This window comes from Streptomyces sp. NPDC015130, assembly GCF_043080005.1.
Taxonomy (GTDB): domain Bacteria; phylum Actinomycetota; class Actinomycetes; order Streptomycetales; family Streptomycetaceae; genus Streptomyces.
This window is the reverse complement of the sequence record NZ_JBIBVC010000015.1, coordinates 95,271-116,574: the sequence shown is the minus strand read 5'-3', so window position 1 is coordinate 116,574 and position 21,304 is coordinate 95,271. Positions and strand designations below refer to the sequence as shown.

Genomic DNA, 21,304 nt, shown 5'->3' with positions numbered 1-21,304 from the left:
GGAACGGGAGCGCGTGGGTGATTTGAGAGAGTGGTCCCATGAACGCGGACACCACGGGACCCCACGTCGTCGTCGCCGGAGGCGGAATCGCCGGACTCGCGGCCGCCCACCGGCTCGCCACCGCCGGCCACCGGGTGACCCTCCTGGAGGCGGGCGACCGCCTCGGCGGCAAACTCCTCGCCGGGGAGATCGCCGGCGCGCCCGTGGACCTCGGCGCCGAGTCGCTGCTCGCCCGCCGCCCCGAGGCCGTCGCCCTCGCCCGGGCCGTCGGCCTCGGCGACCGGCTCCAGGCACCGGCCACGACCACCGCCTCCGTCTGGTCCCGCGGCGAGCTCACCCCCATGCCCAAGGGCCATGTGATGGGCGTCCCCGGCGACGGCCACGCGGTCGAGGGGCTCCTCTCCGAGGAGGGCGTCCGCCGCATCGGCCTCGACCGCGAGCTGCCCCCCACCGAGATCGGCGAGGACGTCGCCATCGGCGCGTACGTCTCCGAACGCATGGGCCACGAGGTCGTCGACCGGCTCGTCGAACCCCTCCTCGGCGGCGTCTACGCCGGCGACGCCTACCGCATCTCCATGAAGGCCGCCGTCCCCGCCCTCTTCGAGGCCGCCCGCCGCCACCCCACGCTCACCGCCGCCGTCCGGGCCGTCCAGCAGGCCGGAGCGGCCGTCCCGGCCGACGCGGCGGGCGCCGCCACCGGCCTCGGCGGCTCCGTCTTCCTCGGCGTGGAGGGCGGGGTCGGCACCCTGCCCGGCGCCGTCGCCGAGGCGATCCTCGCCGCCGGCGGCGAGATCCTCACCCGCACCCCCGTCACCGCCCTGCGCCGCACCGGACCGGCCGGCTGGCAGGTCGTCGCGGGGGACCGGGTCCTGACCGCCGACGCCGTCGTCCTCGCCACCCCCGCCGGGCCCGCCGCCGCGCTCCTCGCCGACCACGCACCCGCCGCCGCGGGCGAGCTCGCCGGCATCGAGTACGCCTCCATGGCCCTCGTCACGCTCGCCTTCCGCCGCACCGACCTCCCCGCCCTGCCGGGCTCGGGCTTCCTCGTTCCCCCCGTCGACGGCCACACCGTCAAGGCCTCCACCTTCTCCAGCCAGAAGTGGAGCTGGGTCTCCGACGGCGCCCCCGGCCTCTTCGTGCTGCGCACCTCCGTCGGCCGCCACGGCGAGGAGGAGCAGCTCCACCGTGAGGACACCGACCTCGTCGCCGCCTCCCTCAAGGACCTCGCCGCCGCCACCGGGCTCGCCGCGCGCCCCGTCGCCACCACGGTCACCCGCTGGACCGGCGGCCTGCCCCAGTACCCCGTGGGCCATCTCACCCGGGTCGCCCGCCTCCGCGAGGCCGTAGCGGAGCTGCCCGGACTGCGGGTCGCGGGCGCCGCGTACGACGGCGTCGGCATCCCCGCGTGCATCGCCTCGGCCCACCGCGCGGCCGACGAGATCTCCGAGGAGATCATCGCCACGTCGAAAAGGACCCACCCCGGTGCGGGGCACTCCTCGTGACGGGCGAGAATAGGCGTATGAGTGCGCCCGAAAAGATGCCGAACGCCGGTAAGAAGGCGAAGGACCTCAACGAGGTCATCCGCTACACCCTGTGGTCTGTGTTCAAGCTGCGCGATGTTCTGCCCGAGGACCGCGCCGGCTACGCCGACGAGGTCCAGGAGCTGTTCGACCAGCTCGCCGCCAAGGACATCACCGTCCGCGGCACGTACGACCTGTCCGGTCTGCGCGCCGACGCCGACGTCATGATCTGGTGGCACGCCGAGACGAGCGACGAGCTCCAGGAGGCGTACAGCCTCTTCCGCCGCACCCGGCTGGGCCGCGCCCTGGAGCCGGTCTGGTCCAACATGGCGCTGCACCGCCCCGCCGAGTTCAACAAGTCGCACATCCCGGCCTTCCTGGCCGACGAGAACCCGCGCGACTACATCTCGGTCTACCCCTTCGTGCGCTCCTACGACTGGTACCTGCTGCCGGACGAGGACCGTCGCCGCATGCTCGCCGACCACGGCAAGATGGCCCGCGGCTACCCCGACGTCCGCGCCAACACGGTCGCCTCCTTCTCGCTCGGCGACTACGAGTGGATCCTCGCCTTCGAGGCCGACGAGCTGCACCGCATCGTCGACCTCATGCGCCACCTGCGCGCCTCCGAGGCCCGGATGCACGTCCGCGAGGAGGTCCCGTTCTACACCGGTCGTCGCAAGAGCGTCGCCGACCTGGTGGCGGGCCTGGCCTGACACGGCCGTACGAACCTGGTGGCGGCCCGGCTCCCGGCCGGGCGCGCCACCCCTTGACCCGGAAGATCAGACGGCGGGCGTCTTCGTTGCCCGCCGCTCCAGCGACACCGGGTCCGGCTCCGGGTGCGGCGCGCACGACGCGCGCCGCACCGGCGTCATTTCCGGGGCCTTCTCCTGGACGTTCTCGGGTCCCGTGACGTCCCCGGGCACCGCCCCCGTGAGCAGATAGCGCTCCAGATAACCGTTCACGCACGCGTTCGGCCCGCCCGCGACACCGTGCGTGCCCGCGTCCCGCTCGGTCACCAGGGCCGCGCCCGGCAGCCGGCGCTGGAACTCCAGGGCCCCCGCGTACGGGGCCGCCGCGTCCCGCTCCGCCGCCAGGATCAGCACCGGCGGCAGCACCCCGGGAGCCGTCCGCACGTCCAGCGGCCGCTGCCGCGGGGCCTTCCAGTACGCGCAGGGGAGGTTCAGCCACGCGTTGTCCCAGGTCTCGAACGGGGCCCGTTCCGCGAGGAGCGTGTTGTCCCGGTCCCAGACGGCGAAGTCCTCCGGCCAGGGCGCGTCGTTGCACTCCACCGCCGTGTACACCGCACGCCCGTTGCCCGCGTCCGGCCCCGGCTTCTCCTCGGGCGCCGCCTGGGCGATCAGCGGTGCCGGGTCGCCCTTCAGATACGTGGCGAGCGCGCCCGCCCGCAGCGGCCACAACCGGTCGTCGTAGCCCGCCCCCAGCATCGCCCCGTGCAGCTGGCCCGGACCGACCCGGCCGCCCGCCGGCCGCGCCGCCAGCTCGGCGCGCACCCGCTCGTAGTTCGCGGCCACCTCCCGCGCGGTGCCCCCGAGCCCGTAGACCGCGTCGTGCTTCGCCACCCAGGTGCGGAAGTCCGCCCAGCGGCGCTCGAAGGCCTCGGACTGGGCGAGGTTGTTGGCGTACCAGACCCGACCGGGCGACGGGTCCACCGGCGCGTCGAGGACCATCCGCCGCACCCGGTGCGGGAAGAGCGTGGCGTACACGCCGCCGATGTAGGTGCCGTACGAGGCCCCCAGGTACGTGAGCCGGCGCTCGCCGAGCGCCGCCCGGAGGACCTCCAGGTCCCGGGCGTTGTTGAGCGAGTGGTAGTGGCGCAGGGCCGGGCCCGTCCGCCGCGCGCAGCCCTCCGCGTACGCCTTCGCCCGCGCGACCCGCTCCCGCTTGTACACCTCGGACGGCCGGCTCGGCGCAGGGGTCGGGCCCGTGACCCGGTCCGCCGGGTCCTGGCAGGAGACCGGCGCCGAGCGGCCCACCCCGCGGGGGGTGTAGCCCACGAGGTCGTACGCGGCGGAGATCCGCCGCCACTCGGGGAGTCCGGCGGCCAGCGGGAAGTACGTCGAGGAGGCGCCGGGACCCCCGGGGTTGAGGACGAGCGCGCCCTGCCGGCCGGCGGCGGGCCCCGAGGCCCGGACGCGGCTGACGGTCAGCGGGACGCTGGGCCCGTCGGGGTCCGCGTAGTCGAGCGGGACGCGGACCGTGCCGCACACGACGGACGACGGCAGCTTCTCGGCCGCCGGGCAGGTGCCGAAGACGATCCCCTCGGCGGCGGCCCGGCCGGCGGCGAGCAGGGTGCCGTGCGCCTCGGAGGCCGGGGTGCCGTACGCGGGGGCGAGGGGGGAGGCCAGGGGGAGGGAGGTGAACAGGAGGGCGCTGAGGGCTCCGTACAGCGCGGGAGAGGGCATCGGTGCTTCCCTTCGTGACCGCGTGCGCGTGGGGCGCGCGCGGGGACGAGGAGATCGTCGGCACGAGGGCGGAGCGAAGTAAAGGATCTACGGCAGGCGCACGGGAGCGTGTCCGCGGAGGGCCGCGCGGAGCTCGGGCTCCAGGACGGCCGGGCCGCGCGTCGCCAGCGCGGTGAGCGGATCGGCGGGGGAGAGGCCGGAGAGCAGCCGCTGCCCGGCGGGGGACGCCCAGCGGGAGTACGGGTGCACCTCGACCAGGCCGATCAGCAGGCAGAGCCCCGAGCCGAGCAGCGGCAGCGAGAACGCGGCGAGCACCGGGGTCCGTTCGGCGGGCGGCACGAGGAGCGCCGCCGCCGTCCCGAGCGCCAGCGCGAGCAGGAAGGCGGCCCGCACCGCCCGGACCCCGGCCGCGTACTCCCGGCGGCCCGCGTCGGAGACGGCGAGCCCCCGCTCGACGAGCCCCTGGGCGAGCGACCGCACCGCGCCGGCGGCGGCCACCGCCGGACGGACCGCGGGGATCGGGGACTGCCCGCCGGGCCCGATGGCACCGAGCACGGCGCTCTCCCACTCGTCCCGGGAGTCGGCGGAGGAGTCCACGACCGTCGCCCAGCCGGTGCGGGCGAGGAACAGCCGCCGCTCCCGGTGCATCGTGACGAGCGTGAGGTCGGTGACGCGGAACGGACCCCCGGCGAGGTAGGCGGCTTCGACGACGGTGAGTTCCGTGTCCTTCCCGGCGGTGGACGGGGCCGGGGGCCGGGCCGCCGCGAGGGAGGCCCGGCACAGCCGCGCGCAGCCGATGCCGGCCACGACGCACGCCACGAGGAGAAGCGGAACCCAGACCATGTCCGAGTTCTACGACAGGAACGACGGGCCCGCCACTCGAATGGGTGATCAGCCGCTGGAACTGGAACTGGAGCACGAACTCCCGCTGGAACTGGAGCTGGAACACGAGCTGCCGCCGGAGCTCGAACAGGAGCTGCCGGACCCGCCGCCCGAGCACGAACCGGAGGAACAGGACCCGGACGAGCACGAACCGGAGTTCCCGCCGGAGGAGCCGCTGCCGCAGAAGCTGTTCTCCGCGCACCACTCGGCGGGCACCCCGGCGAAGGCGTCGTCGGTGAGGTGGCGGCGCCCGGCCGCGGGACGCCGCCCGCGCCCCCGGGGCGCGTACACCCGGGCGGCGGCCAGGAGTTGCTCCTGCAGCACCGGGTCGGGCAGCCCCCGCAGCCCGTAGAGCGCCACGAGATGGCCGGCGTCCGCGAGGTGACCGTGGGCCCGCCCGTACGCGGAGACGGCCCGCTGCCCGGCCGGGGTGATCCGCCGCCCGGCGACCGCCCCGCACGCGATGGCGGCGACCCCGGCGCCGAACAGGGCGGGCAGCACCTTCACGACGAACGGCACCGACATCTCCGGCGCGGTGGAGAGTTCGACCATCGTGAGGGCGACCGAGACGGGGAAGAGGAAGAAGGCCGTGAGACCGATCCCGGTGCACCAGCCGACGGTGGTGCGTCGCCTCGACGGCTCCACGATCAGTCCGCGCCCCGCGAGCCCGTCCCCGATCTCCTGCACCGCCGGGTGCCGCATCACGGCGAGCCGCAGGTGGTGCAGGGCCCCGTGCGGGGCCGCCGCGTGCTCCTCGAGCACGGCGCGCTCCACCGGGTCGTGTGCGACGGGCCGGACGACCGCGACGATCCCGGGGCCGCCGATCGCGATCCGGCCGTCGTACTGGAGGGCCGCGAGGGCGGTGTCGGCGACCCGGGCCGGGCCGCCGTTCAGGAAGGCGGCCTCGTACCGGTCGTGGACCGGCCCGCCGGAGCCGCCGCGCGAGCGGACGACCCGGGTGACGAGCAGGACGACGGCCACGGCGGCGGCCACGTAGTAGACGACGACCAGGGTGTTCACGGTCACCTCCTGACGAGGGCGTGGCGGGCGGCCCGGACGAGGCGGACGGCACGGCCGGGCGGACGGCTGCCGGAACGGTCCTGCCACCACTCCGTGAGCCGGCGGCGGGCCGACGGGTCCTCGGGGCGCTCGGCGAGCAGCAGGTGTTCGGCGAAGTCGAGGGCGTCCCGGCGATAGCCGCCGGTCATCGGACGGGTCCTGGCGTACGCGAGGAACGCGGGCCGGAAGTCCTTGCCGAGGATCTCCGGCAGCTCGGGGGCGACCTTCGCGACGACCCCGGCCCGCTTGGCCGCGAGGGCCCGGCTCTGCACGCCGAGGCGCCGGCTGTCGAACCCCTCGGGCGCGGGCGTCCCGGCGACGAGCGCCGACAGCAGCGCGGCCTGCGCGAGCCCGACGCGCTGCCGGGCGCCGTCGCCCGGGGCGGACGCGGGCGCGGATGGGGACGCGGACGTGGACCGGGGCTCGACGTGGGAACCGGACCCGGACGCGGGCACCGACTCGACGCCGGACCCGTGTGCAGGAACGGGTACGGCCACGGAGCCGGACTCCTGCGCGAGGTCCTCGACGGCGGCGGCGCCCGGCATCGGCCCGCCCGACACGCGCGCACCGGCGCCGATCAGCAGCGGCGTAGGACGGGCGGCGAGCACGGACGAACGGGCACCGCGCGACCGGACCGCCCCTCCGGCGGACCGCGTCGCACCGACGCCCACCGTTCCTCCGACGTCCACCGTTCCCCCGGCGGTCACCGGCCCACCGGCGGATCCCGGCCTCCCGGCGGTCACGGTCACCGTCTCCCGGATCACCGTCAGCTCGGCCGCCAGCTCCTCCGCCGGCGGGAAGTCGTCGTCCCGCTCCAGCAGGACCCCGGGCGGCGAGACCCGCGAGGCGAGGTCCGCGAGGACGTCGAGCACGGCCCCCGGCACCGGGTGGGCGTGCGTGTCGTGCCAGACCCCGTCCCGCTCGACACCGCCCGCCACGTGCACGTACGCGATGGCCTCCACCGGCAGCTCGGACAGCGCCCGCGCGGGGTCCTCGCCGCGGTTGACGTGGTTGGTGTGCAGGTTGGCGACGTCGACGAGGAGCCGCACCCCCGTACGCTCCACGAGCTCCGCCAGGAACTGCCCCTCCGTCAGCTCCTCCCCGGGCCAGGCGATCAGGGCCGCGATGTTCTCCAGGGCGAGCGGCACGGGCAGCGCGTCCTGGGCGATCCTGACGTTCTCACAGAGCACGTCGAGCGCGTCCCGGGTCCGCGGCACGGGCAGCAGATGGCCCGCCTCGAGGAGCGGCGAGGCGGTGAGCGGTCCGCCGGCCCGTACGAACGCGATGTGCTCCGTGACGAGCGGCGCCCCCAGCGCCACCGCCTTCTCCCCGAGCGCCGCGAGTCGCGCCGGGTCCGGCCGGTCCGCGCCGCCGAGCCCCAGCGACACCCCGTGCGGGACGACCGTCACGCCGCGCTCGCGCAGCCGGGTCAGCGAGTCGGGCAGGTGGTCGGCACAGATGTTCTCCGCGACCACCTCGACCCAGTCGAGACCGGGCAGCGCCTCCACCGCCTCCGCGATCTCGGGACGCCAGCCGATGCCGATGCCGAGTTCCGTCATGTCCCCCTCCTTCGGTCCTCAGTCACCCACGTGATGACCCGGAGGGAAACGTTCGAACCCGAAGAGGGCGACGTTCAGAGCTACATTTGAGGTTCCGGCCGCGGACGGGCCTCCCGGACGGGCCCTACGCCTGCCGCAGCCGCAGCCGGGAGGCGAAGAGGTGGCTGCCCTCGGACACGACCGTCTTCCCGGGCGCGATCTCCGTGAAGCCGGCGTCCCGTACGACGGGCAGCCCGGTGCCGTCCGCCGTGAGCGCGGCCCAGCGCTCGGGTGTCGCGGTGCGTACGGCGAGCGGGAAGCCCGCCTCCCGCCAGGCCTTCCGGTCCGCGTCCGCCATCGCCCACCACAGCAGCTGCGCGCCGTGTCCGACCTGCGCCATGGTCTTGCCGGCCGACATGTCGAGACCGGGGTTGATCCAGAGCACCACGGCCCCGTCCGGCACGGGACCGGGCTCGGCCGGGTCGTCGAGGTCGGTGCCCGACACCTGGAGCTTGGCCAGTTCCTTGGGCCAGCCGTCGAGCGGCACCGGCGGGAAGACCCGTACCTCCGCCTCGGCACCGGTCACGGCGATCCCCGGGAGCGTCCCGGCCCGCCGCCACTCGGCACCGCGCGCCCGGCGCACGACCTTGCGGATCCGGGCGTCCTGCCAGTCCGTCATGGCCTGCGCCCACTCGCCCTCGCCGAGGGAACGGTCGTCGGTGAGGATCTCCAGGACGGCCCGCGCGGCGGTCTCCAGGGCGTCGGTACGGCTCGGGGGCGCGTCGCGCTCGATCCGCACCACCAAGGGGAGGACGAACTGGGGCTTCTCATCGCGGAGGTCGGTCTCTTCGCTGCTCACCCGGCAAGTCTGCCACCGCGGCGTGAGGCGGATCTTGTGGGAGTCCTCGCTTCCGGGTCAGGATGCCCCGTATGACGATCGATCTTCGCGGATGAGGCTGGAGCGGGTCGGGCGCCGGTACGGTCCGCGCGGGCCGTGGGTGCTGCGCGGAGCCGAGCTCGACGTGCCCGGCGCCACCCTCGTCCGGGTCGTCGGCACCAACGGCACCGGCAAGTCGACGCTGCTCCGGCTGGTCGCCGGGATCGACGCCCCGAGCGAGGGCCGGATCACCGGCCGCCCGCCCCGCACGGCCTACGTCCCCGAGCGCTTCCCGGCCGCCCTGCCCTTCACGGCCACCGACTACCTGGTCCACCTGGGCCGCGTCCAGGGCCTCGGCCGGGCGACGGCCCGGGCCCGGGCGGGGGAGTGGCTGGAGCGCTTCGGGGCCGGCGGGCACGGGCGTACGGAACTGGCCGAGCTCTCCAAGGGCACCAGCCAGAAGGTCGCCGTCGCCCAGGCCCTCCTCGCCGATCCCGATCTCCTCGTCCTCGACGAGGCCTGGACCGGCCTCGACACCGGGGCCCGCGCGGAACTCGACCGCGCCGTCCGGGAGCGGGTCGCGGCGGGCGCCACGGCCGTCTTCGTCGACCACGACCCGCGCCGCCTCGCGGGGGAGGCGGACGCGGTGTACGCCGTGGAGTCCGGAGCGGTACGGGCCGTGGCGGCCGCGGCGGGGGACGTACCGGCCGGCCCCCGGGTGCGGATCACCGCCTCCGGCGGCACACCGCTCCCGACGGGCCTGCCGGGCGCCCCCGCCACCGAGCCGCCGGACCCGGACGACCCCGCCCGCCCCCTCGTCCTGACCGTGGCCGCGGCGCACTCCGACGCCCTGCTCGGGGCGCTCCTCGCGGCCTCCTGGCACATCCACCACCTCGGCACGGAGGAGGACGTACGGGTATGAGGGCGCTCCTTCTCTACCAGTCGGGTCTGCTGCTCCGCTCGCAGCGCTGGCTCGCACCCCTCCTGCTGTACGCGGCCGTCCTCGCCGTCGGCGTCCGCGCGGGCGAACCCGTGCTCGGCGCGCTCGGTTTCTCGGCGGCGGCCCTGGTGCCGGTGACGGCCTGGTGCCTGCGGATCTGCCTCACCCAGGAGCCTCCCGCCGCCCGCGATGTCGTCGCCGCGGCCGCCGGCCGGGGCCGGGCCCACCTCGCCACGCTCCTCACCGGGGCCGCGCTGCCGGGGCTCCTCGGCACGGTCGCCGTGCTCGGGCTCACCGCCGTCGGCGACCGGCGCGGGGTCGGCGCGCCCGCCGCAGCGGGTGCCGGGCTGCTCGCCACGGGGGCCTGCGTCCTGACGGGCGCGGCGGTCGGCGCGCTGGCCTCCCGGCCGTTCCTTCGGACCACCGGCCGGTCGGTCGCGGCCCTCGTCACCGGCTCGCTCCTCGCCCTCGTCACCACGGGCTCTCCGGCGAAGCACGCCCTCACCGCGTTGGTCACCGGCTCCCGCACGACGACCGCGCAGCTGCCGTGGCTCGCCTGCGCGGGCGCCGTGCTCCTCGCGGCGGCGACGGCGGCCCTCGCCTGCCGGGCCACGGCACGTCTGGAGTGAGCGGACCCCGGAGGCGTACGCTCGAAGACATGACCGAGTCGACGTCGTACTGCGGCATCCCCGAGCCCGCCGGCCCGAAGCCCGAACCGGCGGCCGAGGGCCCCTTCGCCGCCTGCGTGCTGTGCCAGGAGCCGACCGAGTACCCGGAGTCGACCAAGGGGATCACGCTCTGCCCGGTCTGCGAGTGGCAGGAGGCCGAGCGTACGGCCTGCTCGGGCTAGGGCGTGTTGCGAAAGTCCCGCCTGCCCGACGGCGCCTGGCACGCACGCTCGCCGCGTTGTCGGGATCACCCCGATACATCCAGTATCGGGGCGACCCTCCGCCTTGCGATCGCACGCACCAGACCCCGTCGGGCCCGCCCTTCGGGCGGCCGGCGCTACTTTCGCAACACGCCCTAGAGGGTCCTCCTCGGATCACGCTGCGAGCCCGGCAAGATCCGGAAGTCAGGCCTCAGCGGGTCCCGTTCCCCATCAGCTCCGAGACCTTCACGAAGCGGTAGCCGCGCGCCCGCAGTTCCGGGACGATCCGGCGGATCGCCCGCTCGGTGACGGGCGCGGCGCTGCGCGTGCAGTGCATGACGACGAGCGAACCGGGCTTCACCCCGTCGAGCACCTGCTCGGCGACGGCGTCCGCGTCCTTGGCGAAGGCGTCGCCGCTGACCACGTCCCACTGGACCGCCGTCACCCCGGCGGGGCCGAGCGAGCGGAGGGCGGCGTCGTCGTAGCAGCCGCCGGGGAAGCGGAAGTACGGGACGACGTTGACGGCCCCGGCGTCCCGGAAGGCGTCGAAGGCCCGCTGTACGTCGGCCGTCATGTCGGGTCCCGCCACGGCCGGGAGGCCGTAGCAGGGGGACGCGAAGGCGTAGTGGCTGTAGGAGTGGTTGGCGATCTCGAAGAGCGGGTCGCCGCCGATGGATCTGGTCTGGTCCGGGTACTCCTCCGCCCAGCGGCCCGTCATGAAGACGGTGGCGTCCACCTTGAGCCGGCGCAGGGTCGCGATGAGCTGCGGGTTGTCGAACCGCTCGCCGCCCGCCGCCCTCGGCCCCTGATCGGCCGTCATGTCGGCGTCGAAGGTGAGCGCGACGACCTTCTCGGCACTGTTCGGCGCCCCCGCGACCCGGCGCGAGTACACCGGGGTGAGCCCACCGGGCCCCGGCGCCATGGTGGGCACCGCCCCCCGCCCCGCCCCGCGCGCGGGTGCGGGCTCGGCCCCCGCCGCCGCGTCGGCCCGTGGCGACGGGCTGCCGGATGCGGCCGGGGTCTTCGCCGTCGGCACGGGAGCCTCGGCGCCGCCTCCGCCGCAGCCGACCAGAGCGGCGCCCAGAAGAACGAACGCCGCCATGTTTCGTGCAGGAATGTTCACGATCGGAAGTTATCCGATCAAAGTGTCTAACGCTCGCGACTCGACAGCAGCAGAACCCGAGTCCCCGCACTGAGCTGACGCACCATCGCCTGGAAACGGGAACCGTCGCTCACGTCGCCAGGAGCCGCCTCCGGCACTCCGCCACGTCGAAGTCCCCCGGCGGATACCGCGGATCCAGCGCCTCCAGGTGTTCGAGCAGGAGCTTGCTGATCGCCCAGTTCCGGTACCACTTGCGGTCGGCCGGGACCAGGTACCAGGGCGCCCCGTCCGTCGTGCAGCGCTCCAGGGCGATCTCGTACGCCTCCTGGTAGGCCGGCCACACCGACCGCTCCTCGATGTCGCCCGGGTTGAACTTCCAGTGCTTCTCCGGGTTGTCCAGGCGCTCCAGGAGACGGTTGCGCTGCTCCTCGTACGAGATGTGCAGGAAGACCTTGACGACCGTCACCCCGTCGTCGGCGAGGGACCTCTCGAAGTGGTTGATCTGGGCGTAGCGGCGGTCGAGCTGCTCGCGGGGGGCCAGGTCGCGGACGCGGGCGATGAGGACGTCCTCGTAGTGCGAGCGGTCGAAGATGCCGATCTCCCCGGGCCGGGGGAGCTCCTTCGTGATCCGCCACAGGAACGGGTGGTCCCGCTCCTCCGGGGTCGGGGCCTTGAAGGCGCGGATGCGGCAGCCCGAGGGGTTGAAGAGGCCGATGACGTGCTTGACCGTGCCGCCCTTGCCACTGGTGTCCATGCCCTGGAGGACCAGGAGGAGCCGGCGCCGGTCGCCCGCCGTGCTCGCCGCGTACAGGCGTTCCTGGAGGTCCGCGAGGCGCGGCGCGAGGGCGGCGGTGGCGGCCAGGCCGGCCGCCTTGCCGGCGGGGCCGGCCGGGGTCGCCGAGGCGTCGTACGAGGACAGGTCGGGCCGCTCGCCCCCGGGCACGCGCAGCACGTCCCGCAGGGGTGTGTCCGGCAGGCTGCTCAGCCGTTCCTTCGCCTTCACCTTCGCCACTGCCCGACCCTTCCGCCGCGACCCGTGCCGTCCCCCCGATCCTGCGACGGAACCAGGCCGTCCGCGACCCCGGCCCTCCCGTCAGCTCAGCACCACGGGCCCGTCACCGCGAACGTCGTCCCCGGCGTGTAGCAGTTCACGTACATCGTGGAGCCGTCCGGGGAGAAGGTGACGCCGGCGAACTCGCCCCACTCCGGCGCCTCCGGCGTGCCGATGTTCTGCGCCCCCCGGGCGACCGCGTACACCTCGCCCTTCCGGCTCACCCCGTAGACGTGCTGCGCCCCGTCGCCGTCCTCGCTCACCATCAGGCCGCCGGCCGGCGTCAGACAGATGTTGTCCGGGGACTCGCCCGGGAGCTGGATGTCGGTGCTCGGGCCGAAGACGACGACGAGCGTGAGTCGGCGCCGGTGCGGCTCGTACTTCCAGACCTGCCCGAAGTGGGTGGCGCCGGAGCCCTCCTTCTGCCGGGCGAAGGAGGACACGAAGTACACGGCCCGCCCGCCCCAATAGCAGCCCTCCAGCTTCTGGGCGTGCGTGATGCCCCTCGGGCCGAAGTCCTGGAGCCGGATGGGGGTCTCGGCCGCCTGCGGATCCGGTACGGGGACCCACTCGACGCCCTCGAAGCGCGCGCCGGTCTCCTGGACCACGGAGAGGTCGGGGACGCCCGGCACCCGCATGGCCTCCAGGGCGCCGCCCGCGCGCAGCGAACCGGTGCCGCCGAGCGGCTTGCGCGGGAGGAAGCGGTAGAAGAGGCCGAAGGGCTGCTGGAAGGCGTCCTCCGTCTCGTAGACGATGCCGCTCGCCGGGTCGACGGCGATCGCCTCGTGCTGGAAGCGGCCCATCGCGGTGAGGGGGACGGCGCCGGTGCGGTGCGGGTCGGCCCCGTCGACCTCGAAGATGAAGCCGTGGTCCTTGGTGTAGCCGTTGGTCCCGGCCTTGTCCTCGGTCTCCTCGCAGGTCAGCCAGGTGTTCCAGGGGGTGGGCCCGCCGGCGCAGTTGACGGCCGTCCCGGCGATGGCGACCCGCTCGCCCAGGACGTTGTTCCGGCCGTCGAGTTCGAGGGCCGTGCACCCGCCCTTCGCGGCCGGGTCGTACGTCAGGCCGGGGACGGTCGGGACGCCGATCTTCCCGGTGACCCGGTTCTCGTGGTTGCGGACGAGGTGCACGCGTCCGCGCCGGCCGGCGAAGGCGCCCATGCCGTCGTGGTTGCTGGGGACGAGGCCTTCGCCGGAGCGGAGCGGATCGCCCTGCCGGGAGAGGACCTTGTAGCGGAAGCCGGCCGGGAGGTCGAGGAGGCCGGCGGGGTCGGGGAGGAGGGGGCCGTAGCCGCCCCGCGCCCCGAGCCTGCCGAGGTCCCCGGCGGCGGCCGCGCTGCCGGCGAAGAGTTCGGAGAAGGCGCCGGTGAAGGCGATGCCGGCGACGGACGCGCCGGTGCGGGAGAGGATCTGACGTCGTGTTGCGGACATGAGGCAACCCACTTTTCCTGTTGGCGGACAGGTGTGTGATGTGACGTGTGACCCGCATGTGTGTATCACGCACTGTGGTGACACGTGAACCATGCGGGCCACAACTGCCTCGTGTGGCGCCCGGTCTGACTCCGGGTCAGACCAGCTTGGCGGTGAGGGTGATCGTCGTGCCCGTGAGCGCCTGGCTCACCGGGCAGTTCTTCTTCGCGTCCTCCGCGAGCTCCTGGAAGCGGTCGGCCTCCAGGCCGGGGACCTCGCCGGTCACGGTGAGGTGGATGCCGGTGATGCCCTCGCCCGGCTGGAAGGTCACGTCCGCCTTGGTCTCCAGGCGCGCCGGAGCGTGGCCCGCCTTGGCCAGGCCGTTGGAGAAGGCCATCGAGAAGCAGGACGAGTGCGCGGCGGCGATGAGCTCCTCGGGGCTCGTCTTGCCGTTCGGCTCCTCGGACCGGGCCGGCCAGGAGACGTCGTACGAGCCGAGGCCGGAGGAGTCGAGGGTGACGACGCCGGAACCCTTGAGGAGGTCGCCCTGCCAGACGGTGTGGGCGTGACGCACGGTGGCCATGGTGGATCCCTTTCGATCGGGTATGGCCCCAACCTACTGCGCGACAAGCCCCTTTGCGTCGCGTGCGAGCGCGGTGAGCCGGGAGATCGCCCGGAAGTACTTCTTGCGGTATCCGCCGTTCAGCATCTCGTCGCTGAACAGCCGGTCGAAGGGCAGTCCGGAGGCGAGCACGGGTATCTCGCGGTCGTAGAGGCGGTCGGCGAGGACGACGAGCCGGAGGGCCGTCGACTGGTCGGGGACCGGCCGGACGTCGGTGAGGCAGACCGCCGCGAGGTCGTCGGTGAGCGCGCCGTACCGGCTCGGGTGCACCTTGGCCAGGTGGTCGAGCAGGTGCGGGAAGTCGTCGAGGGAGGCGCCCGGCGTCCTGTACGCGGTCTCGGTGACGACCTGGTCGGTGTACGGGGCGGGGGCCTCGGGCAGGCCGCGGTGGCGGTAGTCCTCGCCGTCGATCCGCAGCGGCATGAAGTGCGCGGAGAGGCCCTGGATCTCGCGGAGGAAGTCGGCGGCGGCGAAGCGGCCCTCGCCGAGCTTGCCCGGGAGCGTGTTGGAGGTGGCGGCGAGCGCCACGCCCGCCTCGACGAGCTTGCCGAGGAGGCTGGAGACGAGGACGGTGTCGCCCGGGTCGTCCAGCTCGAATTCGTCGATGCAGAGGAGACGGTGCCCGCTGAGGGTCTTCACCGTCTGCTGGAAGCCGAGGGCGCCGACCAGGTTGGTCAGCTCGACGAAGGTGCCGAAAGCTTTCAGCGAGGGGTCGGCGGGGGTCGCGTGCCAGAGGGAGGCCAGCAGATGGGTCTTGCCGACGCCGTACCCGCCGTCCAGGTAGACCCCGCGCGGCCCGCTCGGGGCGGCCGGCTTCCTGGCGAACCAGCGGCGCTTCCCGGCACCGGAGGCGTGCGCCCCGCCGAGGCCCTCGGCGAAGCCGCTCAGCGCCTTGACGGCGTCCGTCTGGCTGGGCTGGTTGGGGTCGGGCAGGTACGTGTCGAAGCGCACGGAGTCGAAGCGCGGCGGCGGCACCATCTCCGCGACGAGACGGTCGGCGGGGACGTGGGGCTCTCGGGAGCAGAGCGAGAGCGGGGCCGCTTCGGTGGAAGCCGCTTCGGTGAGGGCGTGGGTCGACACAGTTCCCCACTGTAAGCGCCATGTCAGACTGCGAGGATGCGACGCCTGCTCCCTGTGACGGACATGACAGCCCACGAGACCGCGGCGGGGGAGGTCCACGAGACCGCCGCGGGGAAGCTCGGCCAGGCCGCCCCGGGCAAGGCCACAGCGGCCGCGGAGGCCACGACGGGCACCTCCGCGGGGGCCCGGGGGGACGCCGCGGGAGAGGCCCGGGGGGCCGGTTCCGGGGGCGCCGCGGCCGACGGCCGGGAGTGGTCCCTCGACGAGCTGGCCGACGCCTACGCGTATCCGGAGGGTGACGCCGTGTGGCTGCGCGCCAACATGGTCTCGTCCCTCGACGGGGCCGGGCAGCACGACGGCCGCTCCCAGCCGCTCTCCTCCGAGACGGACATGCGGATCTTCGGCACCCTGCGCGGCCTCGCCGACGTGGTCGTCGTGGGCGCGGAAACGGTACGCCTGGAGGGGTACCGCCCCGCCCGGGCGCGCGAGGCCTTCGCCGCCCGCCGGGCCGCCGCCGGGCAGGGCCCCGCACCCGCGATCGCCGTGGTGACCGCCTCCCTCGATCTCGACTTCTCGCTGCCGCTCTTCACGGAGCCGCTCGTCCCGACCCTGATCCTCACGGGGGCCGCCGCGCCCGCCGAGCGCGTACGGGCCGCCCGGGAGGCGGGCGCCGAGGTGCTGGTCGCGGGCGACGGGGCCGGGGTGGACCCCGCCCGCGCGGTGGCGGTCCTCGCGGAGCGCGGGCTGCGGCGCCAGCTGACCGAGGGCGGACCCCGGCTCCTCGGCCAGTTCGTGGCGGCGGAGGTGCTCGACGAGCTGTGCCTGACGATCTCGCCGACGATGACCGCGGGTGCCGCCCAGCGGATCGCCGGAGGGCCTTCGGTGGCCGTCCCGACACGCTTCTCGGTGGCTTCCGTGCTGGAGCAGGACGGCTTCCTCTTCACCCGCTACCGTCGGATCTGACAATCGGCGGAATTTGTCGTTCCGCTTTCCGTCCGCTGGGCACACTTATGTCGCAGACCCCGTGCGGGCACGGGGAAGGATGGTTTCCGCAGAAGGGCTCCTGAGGTGTTCACAAGCGTTCTGATGATCGAGAAGCCCCTGACGTCCGTCGACGTGGAGTTCGTCACCACGCTGCACGGCGACGAGGGCGTGTCCTTCATCGTCCTTATGCAGCCGCGTGGTGACCAGGCCGATGTGCTGTTGCGGGCCATCGACGACGTCGCCATGGGCGAACTGAAGGAAGCCGCCCACGAGGGCGGGGAACCCGAGGGCAAGGCCGCCCGGGGCCCCGCCGAGCAGGCCCTGGAGCACTCGCTCCAGGCCCTGAGAGACGCAGGCTGCGAAGCGGTCGGCCAGGTCGTCGAGGACCACCCGCTCACCAGGATGAAGGCGGTGGTCGAGGAATCGGAGGCGGACGAGGTGATCGTGCTCACCGCCCCGCACTACGTGGAGGAGTTCTTCCACCGGGACTGGGCCTCCCGGGCCCGGCACAAGGTCGGCGTCCCGGTGCTCAAGCTCTTCGCCCACAGCGAGCAGGACGGCGCGTAGGGCCTGTCCGGCGGATCAGGGCCCGACGGGCCCTGACGACCGGCCCCGGGCCGCGCCCCGTGCAGGGGGCGCGGCCCGGGGCCGCACACCGTCCGACGTGGCTGGCCCCGGTCACGGAGACCGGAGCCACTAGGCTGGGGACTTCCACCGCTACCTGTTGCGTACGCAACAGGTAGGAGATACGAGACGCACCCCGGGGAGAGATCCGCATGGCACCCGCCATCCCTGCCGCCATGGAACGACCGCACTTCATCGGCATCGGCGGTGCCGGAATGTCGGGCATCGCGAAGATCCTCGCCCAGCGGGGCGCCAAGGTCGCCGGCAGCGACGCCAAGGAGTCCCCGACCGCCGAGGCCCTGCGCGCGCTCGGCGCCACCGTGCACATCGGCCACGCCGCCGAGCACCTCGCCGACGACGCCTCCGCCGTCGTCGTCTCCAGCGCCATCCGCGCCGACAACCCCGAGCTGGCCCGCGCCGCCGAGCTCGGCATCCCGGTCGTGCACCGCTCCGACGCGCTCGCCTCCCTCATGGACGACCTGCGCGCCGTCGCGGTCGCCGGTACGCACGGCAAGACGACGACCACCTCGATGCTGGCCGTCGCCCTGACCGAGCTGGGCCTCGACCCCTCGTACGCCATCGGCGGCGACCTCGCGGGCCCCGGCACCAACGCCCGCCACGGCTCCGGGGACGTCTTCGTCGCCGAGGCCGACGAGAGCGACCGCAGCTTCCAGAAGTACGACCCCGAGGTCGCGATCGTCCTCAACGTCGAGCTGGACCACCACGCGAACTACGCCTCCATGGACGAGATCTACGAGTCCTTCGAGGCCTTCACCGCCAAGATCCGCCCGGGCGGCACCCTGGTCGTCGGCGAGCACGCCGGTGCCCGTGAGCTGGCCCGCCGGGTCGCGGACCGCGAGGGCCTGCACATCGTCACGGTCGGCGAGTCCGAGGACTCCGACGCCCGGATCCTGAAGATCGCCCCGAACGGCATGAAGAGCGAGGTCGTCGTCCTCCTCGACGGCGTCGAGCACACCTTCACCGTCTCCGTGCCCGGCCGCCACTACGCGCACAACGCCGCCGCGGCCCTCGCCGCCGGCTCCCGCGTCGGCATCGACCCGGCCGAGCTCGCCCAGGCCCTCACCGCCTACACCGGAGTCGGCCGCCGCCTCCAGCTGAAGGGCGAGGCCGCCGGCGTCCAGGTCATCGACTCGTACGCGCACCACCCCACCGAGATGACCGCCGACCTGGAGGCCATGCGCGGCGCCGCCGGAGCCGCCCGCCTGCTCGTCGTCTTCCAGCCCCACCTCTTCTCCCGCACGCAGGAGCTCGGCAAGGAGATGGGCGACGCGTTGGCCCTCGCCGACGCCTCGGTCGTCCTCGACATCTACCCGGCCCGCGAGGACCCGATCCCCGGCATCACCAGCGAGCTGATCATCGCCGCCGCGCAGCGGGCCGGCGCCGACGTCACCGCCGTCCACGACAAGACCACCGTCCCGGAGGTCGTCGCGGGAATGGCCAAGCCCGGCGATCTCGTTCTGACCATGGGCGCGGGCGACGTCACGGACCTCGGACCGCGGATCCTGGACCACCTGGCGAACTGAGGAGCATCTGATGGCGGCGTACGAGGTCGAGAAGCCGGACGAGCAGTGGCGGGCGGAGCTCAGCCCGGCGGAGTACCAGGTACTGCGCCAGGCGGGCACCGAGCCGGCCTTCCGCGGCGAGTACACGGACACGAAGACGAAGGGCGTGTACGCCTGCCGGGCCTGCGGCGCGGAGCTGTTCACGTCGAACGAGAAGTTCGAGTCGCACTGCGGCTGGCCCTCGTTCTTCGACCCCAAGGACTCCAAGGCGGTCGAGCTGATCGAGGACCGCTCGCACGGCATGCTCCGCACCGAGGTCCGCTGCTCGCGCTGCGGCTCGCACCTGGGCCATGTCTTCGAGGGCGAGGGCTACCCCACCCCGACGGACCAGCGGTACTGCATCAACTCGATCTCGCTCCGCCTGGAGCCGGACGAGGGCTGACGCCCGGACGCCTCGTCACCCACCCCCTGTGGTAGGACTATTGCGGATTGCAAACAGTCTTCAACGGGGGGCGGGGGAACGTGGCAGTCACGGTTCCGGACTGGGCGGACACACTTCTCGACCTGATCGGCGTGGCCTGGCCGAACGTCGACGAGGACGCGTACCGCGAGATGGCGGACGCGCTCAGGGAGTTCGCGGAGGACCTGGAGGACGACGGGCAGCTCGCGAACAACCACTTCGAGCGGCTGCTGTCGTCCGGTGAGGGCGAGGCGCTGGACGCGCTCAACGAGCACTGGGCGAAGATCAAGACCAAGCACCTGAAGGACATCTCGGGTGCGGCGCGGACCGTCGCGGGCGGCCTGGACACGGCGGCCGGTGCGATCGAGGGCATGAAGCTCGCCGCACTCGTCCAGCTGGGCTATCTCGCGGCCGAGGCGGGTATCGCGATCTCCCTGATCCCGGTCACGGGCGGTCTCTCGGCGCTCATCGGCGCGGCGTCGATGCGGGCCACGCAAGAGGTCATCAAGCGGCTGATCAAGGAGTGCGTGGAGGAGGCCGTCGGCTACGTCGTGGCCGCGATGACCGAGCCGGCGGTGGCCGCCCTCGAAGGCATGGCCGCCGATCTCGTCGTCCAGCTCGGCGCGGTGGCGATCGGCCTGCAGGACGGGGTCGACCTCGACCAGACGAAGGACGCCGGGCACGAGGGCTTCAAGGAAGGGGTCCAGTCCGGCAAGGAGGCCATGAACCTGGCCTCGGCCGGCAGCGGGGGCGGTGGCGGTTCGAAGGGCGGCGGGCTGAAGAACCTGCACATCGAGCACGCCGAGCACACCCACGCCTCCACCCAGCTCAACTCCGTCTCCGCGGGCATCCACGGCAAGACTGCGGGCAAGCTCACGAAAGCGAAGACCGCGCACGGCCGGACCCGGGGCCGCGACTCGATCGCGGACGCGATCGACCCGATCGCCGACAAGGCGCTCGAAGCCCTCACCAAGGCCGCGAAGAACATGGGCGATCACGTCGGCCAGACGCTGCCCAAGGCCGTCAAGCAGATCTCCGTCGACCACAAGAACACCGACGACAACCTCCGCGACCGCTTCGCCCGCCAGCGCAAGGGCGACCACGACAACGGCGGGAAGGGCGGGGGCGGAGGCGCCGGTGGGGGTGGCGGTGGCGGGAACGGCAACCCTCCCGGCGGAAGCCACTACGGCGGCTCCGGGAACAACCCCGGCGGCAACCGCATCACCCCGGCCCCGCCCTGGCACGGCAGCTCGGCGGGCGGCATGAAGCACCACCGGACGGACCCGCTCGACGTCAGCCACCTGACGCCCGAACAGCAGCGGGCGGCGCTCGTCCAGGAGGCCCGCGACCTCGCCGACCAGGCGCGGAAGGCCGATCCGAACAACCCGAACGACCCCAAGCACCAGATCGACCTGGCCAAGACCCACTTCCCGCCGGGCACGAACCTCCTCGACGGTTCGTGCTCCGGCAGTCTTCTGCACGACGGAACCGTGACGAGCCACTCCAGCTCCACCAAGGGCGCCGGTCAGAAGCTCCCCGACCTGCACCCCGCGATGCAGTCGATCTACGACGACGTCAAGGCGCAGATCGAGGGCGAGGGCAGGAATCCGGGCGCGGGACACGGCAAGTGCGCGGAGGCCAATCTGGTCTCGGACCGGCTGCGGAGCCTCGACCCCGACGGCACCTCGATCAGGTCGGCCGACGACGTCCGCGAGGCCATGCGGGGATCGCAGGTCTACAGCGTGCAGATCGGCGAGCAGATCAAACCGCACCCCCTCGGTCACGGCGAGTACAAACCGCCGTGCCGATCGTGCGAGATTGCAATGGACATGGCGGGTGTCTCCGCCTACACCGGATGAAGGAGTTCCCGTGGCGCGCATGGAAACCAGGGAGGACGTCGATGCCTGGTTCGGAGAACACGGATGGCTCCCCGGCCGCGACGTGACCGAGCAGGCGACGGCGATGATCGAGGAAGTCGCCGGGCAGTACCGGGAGGCAGGGTTCCCGGTGGAACCCTTCGAGGCCGCGACCGCCTTCCTCGCCGAACACGGCGGGCTCCGCCTGACGATCGACGAACCCCGCGAGGAGTACCTCTACTTCACCCCGTATCTGGGCTACCGGTCGGCTCCGGCCGACGTCGCCGAGCTGAGCCGCGACCTCGGCGTGCGGCTCTTCCCGGTCGGCCTCGACAGCTCGGACTCGTCCCCGGTGCTGGTCGACGAGGGGGGCAGGTTCTTCTACCTGCACCACACCGGCGCCTACTACATGGGCGCCGACAAGTACGAGGCGATGATCAGCCTCGCCCACGCCCCCATGCAGGACGCGGAGGACTACTTTGTCTGACC

The 21,304-nt window shown here is 73.6% G+C and carries 21 protein-coding genes and 1 pseudogene; 12 read left to right on the top strand and 10 right to left on the bottom strand.

What is annotated here, in order from left to right:
- The first annotated feature begins 38 nt into the window (after positions 1 to 38).
- Together hemG and hemQ are read left to right on the top strand one after the other, a co-directional pair.
- Complete coding sequence (gene hemG, locus ACF08F_RS27815; RefSeq protein WP_392301247.1) at positions 39 to 1,502, top strand: protoporphyrinogen oxidase; 1,464 nt, start codon at positions 39 to 41, stop codon at positions 1,500 to 1,502.
- A 17-nt stretch (positions 1,503 to 1,519) separates the two neighbouring features.
- The gene (gene hemQ / locus ACF08F_RS27810) at positions 1,520 to 2,233 is read left to right on the top strand and encodes a hydrogen peroxide-dependent heme synthase (protein WP_392301246.1); all 714 of its coding nucleotides are present in this window, start codon (positions 1,520 to 1,522) and stop codon (positions 2,231 to 2,233) included.
- Positions 2,234 to 2,299: 66 nt separating this feature from the next.
- Here hemQ and ACF08F_RS27805 read toward each other — a convergent pair whose 3' ends face one another.
- The 5 genes from ACF08F_RS27805 to ACF08F_RS27785 all read right to left on the bottom strand — a co-directional run bounded on the left by ACF08F_RS27805 (position 2,300) and on the right by ACF08F_RS27785 (position 8,281).
- Positions 2,300 to 3,943, bottom strand: a complete 1,644-nt coding sequence (locus ACF08F_RS27805; protein WP_392301245.1) for an alpha/beta hydrolase — start codon at positions 3,941 to 3,943, stop codon at positions 2,300 to 2,302.
- An 87-nt stretch (positions 3,944 to 4,030) separates the two neighbouring features.
- On the bottom strand, positions 4,031 to 4,786 hold the full coding sequence (locus ACF08F_RS27800; RefSeq protein WP_392301244.1) for a TIGR04222 domain-containing membrane protein: 756 nt from the start codon (positions 4,784 to 4,786) through the stop codon (positions 4,031 to 4,033).
- Between the two features lie 48 nt (positions 4,787 to 4,834).
- Positions 4,835 to 5,845 carry a TIGR04222 domain-containing membrane protein gene (locus tag ACF08F_RS27795; protein WP_392301243.1) on the bottom strand — a complete coding sequence of 337 codons (1,011 nt, stop codon included), beginning with the start codon at positions 5,843 to 5,845 and terminating at the stop codon, positions 4,835 to 4,837.
- 2 nt (positions 5,846 to 5,847) lie between these two features.
- Positions 5,848 to 7,443, bottom strand: a complete 1,596-nt coding sequence (locus ACF08F_RS27790) for a DUF692 domain-containing protein (RefSeq protein ID WP_392301242.1) — start codon at positions 7,441 to 7,443, stop codon at positions 5,848 to 5,850.
- Positions 7,444 to 7,567: 124 nt separating this feature from the next.
- Positions 7,568 to 8,281 carry a peptidyl-tRNA hydrolase gene (locus ACF08F_RS27785; protein WP_392301241.1) on the bottom strand — a complete coding sequence of 238 codons (714 nt, stop codon included), beginning with the start codon at positions 8,279 to 8,281 and terminating at the stop codon, positions 7,568 to 7,570.
- 91 nt (positions 8,282 to 8,372) lie between these two features.
- Here ACF08F_RS27785 and ACF08F_RS27780 point away from each other — a divergent pair, with 91 nt between their 5' ends.
- Genes ACF08F_RS27780 through ACF08F_RS27770 form a run of 3 tightly spaced genes read left to right on the top strand, consistent with a single transcriptional unit; the run spans position 8,373 to position 10,089 of the window.
- Entirely contained in the window at positions 8,373 to 9,221 is an 849-nt protein-coding gene (locus ACF08F_RS27780) for an ATP-binding cassette domain-containing protein (RefSeq protein WP_392301240.1), read from the top strand.
- Positions 9,218 to 9,868 carry an ABC transporter gene (locus ACF08F_RS27775; protein ID WP_392301239.1) on the top strand — a complete coding sequence of 217 codons (651 nt, stop codon included), beginning with the start codon at positions 9,218 to 9,220 and terminating at the stop codon, positions 9,866 to 9,868. Before ACF08F_RS27780 ends, ACF08F_RS27775 begins: the two co-directional genes overlap by 4 nt.
- A 29-nt stretch (positions 9,869 to 9,897) precedes the next feature.
- Positions 9,898 to 10,089, top strand: a complete 192-nt coding sequence (locus tag ACF08F_RS27770) for a hypothetical protein (protein WP_392301238.1) — start codon at positions 9,898 to 9,900, stop codon at positions 10,087 to 10,089.
- Positions 10,090 to 10,318: 229 nt separating this feature from the next.
- On the opposite strand, the gene ACF08F_RS27765 is transcribed toward ACF08F_RS27770, so the two are convergent.
- The 5 genes from ACF08F_RS27765 to zapE all read right to left on the bottom strand — a co-directional run bounded on the left by ACF08F_RS27765 (position 10,319) and on the right by zapE (position 15,368).
- Entirely contained in the window at positions 10,319 to 11,209 is an 891-nt protein-coding gene (locus tag ACF08F_RS27765; protein ID WP_392301327.1) for a polysaccharide deacetylase family protein, read from the bottom strand.
- A gap of 130 nt (positions 11,210 to 11,339) precedes the next feature.
- Positions 11,340 to 12,221 carry a PPK2 family polyphosphate kinase gene (locus tag ACF08F_RS27760; RefSeq protein WP_392301237.1) on the bottom strand — a complete coding sequence of 294 codons (882 nt, stop codon included), beginning with the start codon at positions 12,219 to 12,221 and terminating at the stop codon, positions 11,340 to 11,342.
- Positions 12,222 to 12,307: 86 nt separating this feature from the next.
- On the bottom strand, positions 12,308 to 13,687 hold the full coding sequence (locus ACF08F_RS27755) for an alkaline phosphatase PhoX (protein WP_392301236.1): 1,380 nt from the start codon (positions 13,685 to 13,687) through the stop codon (positions 12,308 to 12,310).
- Positions 13,688 to 13,823: 136 nt separating this feature from the next.
- On the bottom strand, positions 13,824 to 14,249 hold the full coding sequence (locus ACF08F_RS27750; RefSeq protein WP_392301235.1) for an OsmC family protein: 426 nt from the start codon (positions 14,247 to 14,249) through the stop codon (positions 13,824 to 13,826).
- A gap of 33 nt (positions 14,250 to 14,282) precedes the next feature.
- A complete protein-coding gene (zapE, locus tag ACF08F_RS27745; RefSeq protein WP_392301234.1) occupies positions 14,283 to 15,368 on the bottom strand; it encodes a cell division protein ZapE in 1,086 nt (361 codons plus the stop codon).
- Between the two features lie 63 nt (positions 15,369 to 15,431).
- Here zapE and ACF08F_RS27740 point away from each other — a divergent pair, with 63 nt between their 5' ends.
- From ACF08F_RS27740 to ACF08F_RS27710, 7 genes and pseudogenes are all read left to right on the top strand, one after another.
- On the top strand, positions 15,432 to 16,331 hold the full coding sequence (locus ACF08F_RS27740; RefSeq protein WP_392301233.1) for a pyrimidine reductase family protein: 900 nt from the start codon (positions 15,432 to 15,434) through the stop codon (positions 16,329 to 16,331).
- Between the two features lie 105 nt (positions 16,332 to 16,436).
- On the top strand, positions 16,437 to 16,919 hold the full coding sequence (locus ACF08F_RS27735; RefSeq protein ID WP_392301232.1) for an indole-3-glycerol phosphate synthase: 483 nt from the start codon (positions 16,437 to 16,439) through the stop codon (positions 16,917 to 16,919).
- Between the two features lie 209 nt (positions 16,920 to 17,128).
- Positions 17,129 to 18,520 (top strand): UDP-N-acetylmuramate--L-alanine ligase, encoded by a 1,392-nt coding sequence (murC, locus tag ACF08F_RS27730; RefSeq protein WP_392301231.1) that lies wholly within the window; start codon positions 17,129 to 17,131, stop codon positions 18,518 to 18,520.
- Between the two features lie 10 nt (positions 18,521 to 18,530).
- Positions 18,531 to 18,941 (top strand): peptide-methionine (R)-S-oxide reductase MsrB, encoded by a 411-nt coding sequence (gene msrB / locus ACF08F_RS27725; RefSeq protein ID WP_392301230.1) that lies wholly within the window; start codon positions 18,531 to 18,533, stop codon positions 18,939 to 18,941.
- An 80-nt stretch (positions 18,942 to 19,021) separates the two neighbouring features.
- Positions 19,022 to 20,092 (top strand): annotated as a pseudogene (locus tag ACF08F_RS27720) (type IV secretion protein Rhs); the annotation flags it as partial.
- A 129-nt stretch (positions 20,093 to 20,221) separates the two neighbouring features.
- A complete protein-coding gene (locus ACF08F_RS27715; RefSeq protein WP_392301326.1) occupies positions 20,222 to 20,818 on the top strand; it encodes a YwqJ-related putative deaminase in 597 nt (198 codons plus the stop codon).
- 19 nt (positions 20,819 to 20,837) lie between these two features.
- Complete coding sequence (locus ACF08F_RS27710; protein ID WP_392301325.1) at positions 20,838 to 21,302, top strand: SUKH-3 domain-containing protein; 465 nt, start codon at positions 20,838 to 20,840, stop codon at positions 21,300 to 21,302.
- Positions 21,303 to 21,304: the final 2 nt, after the last annotated feature.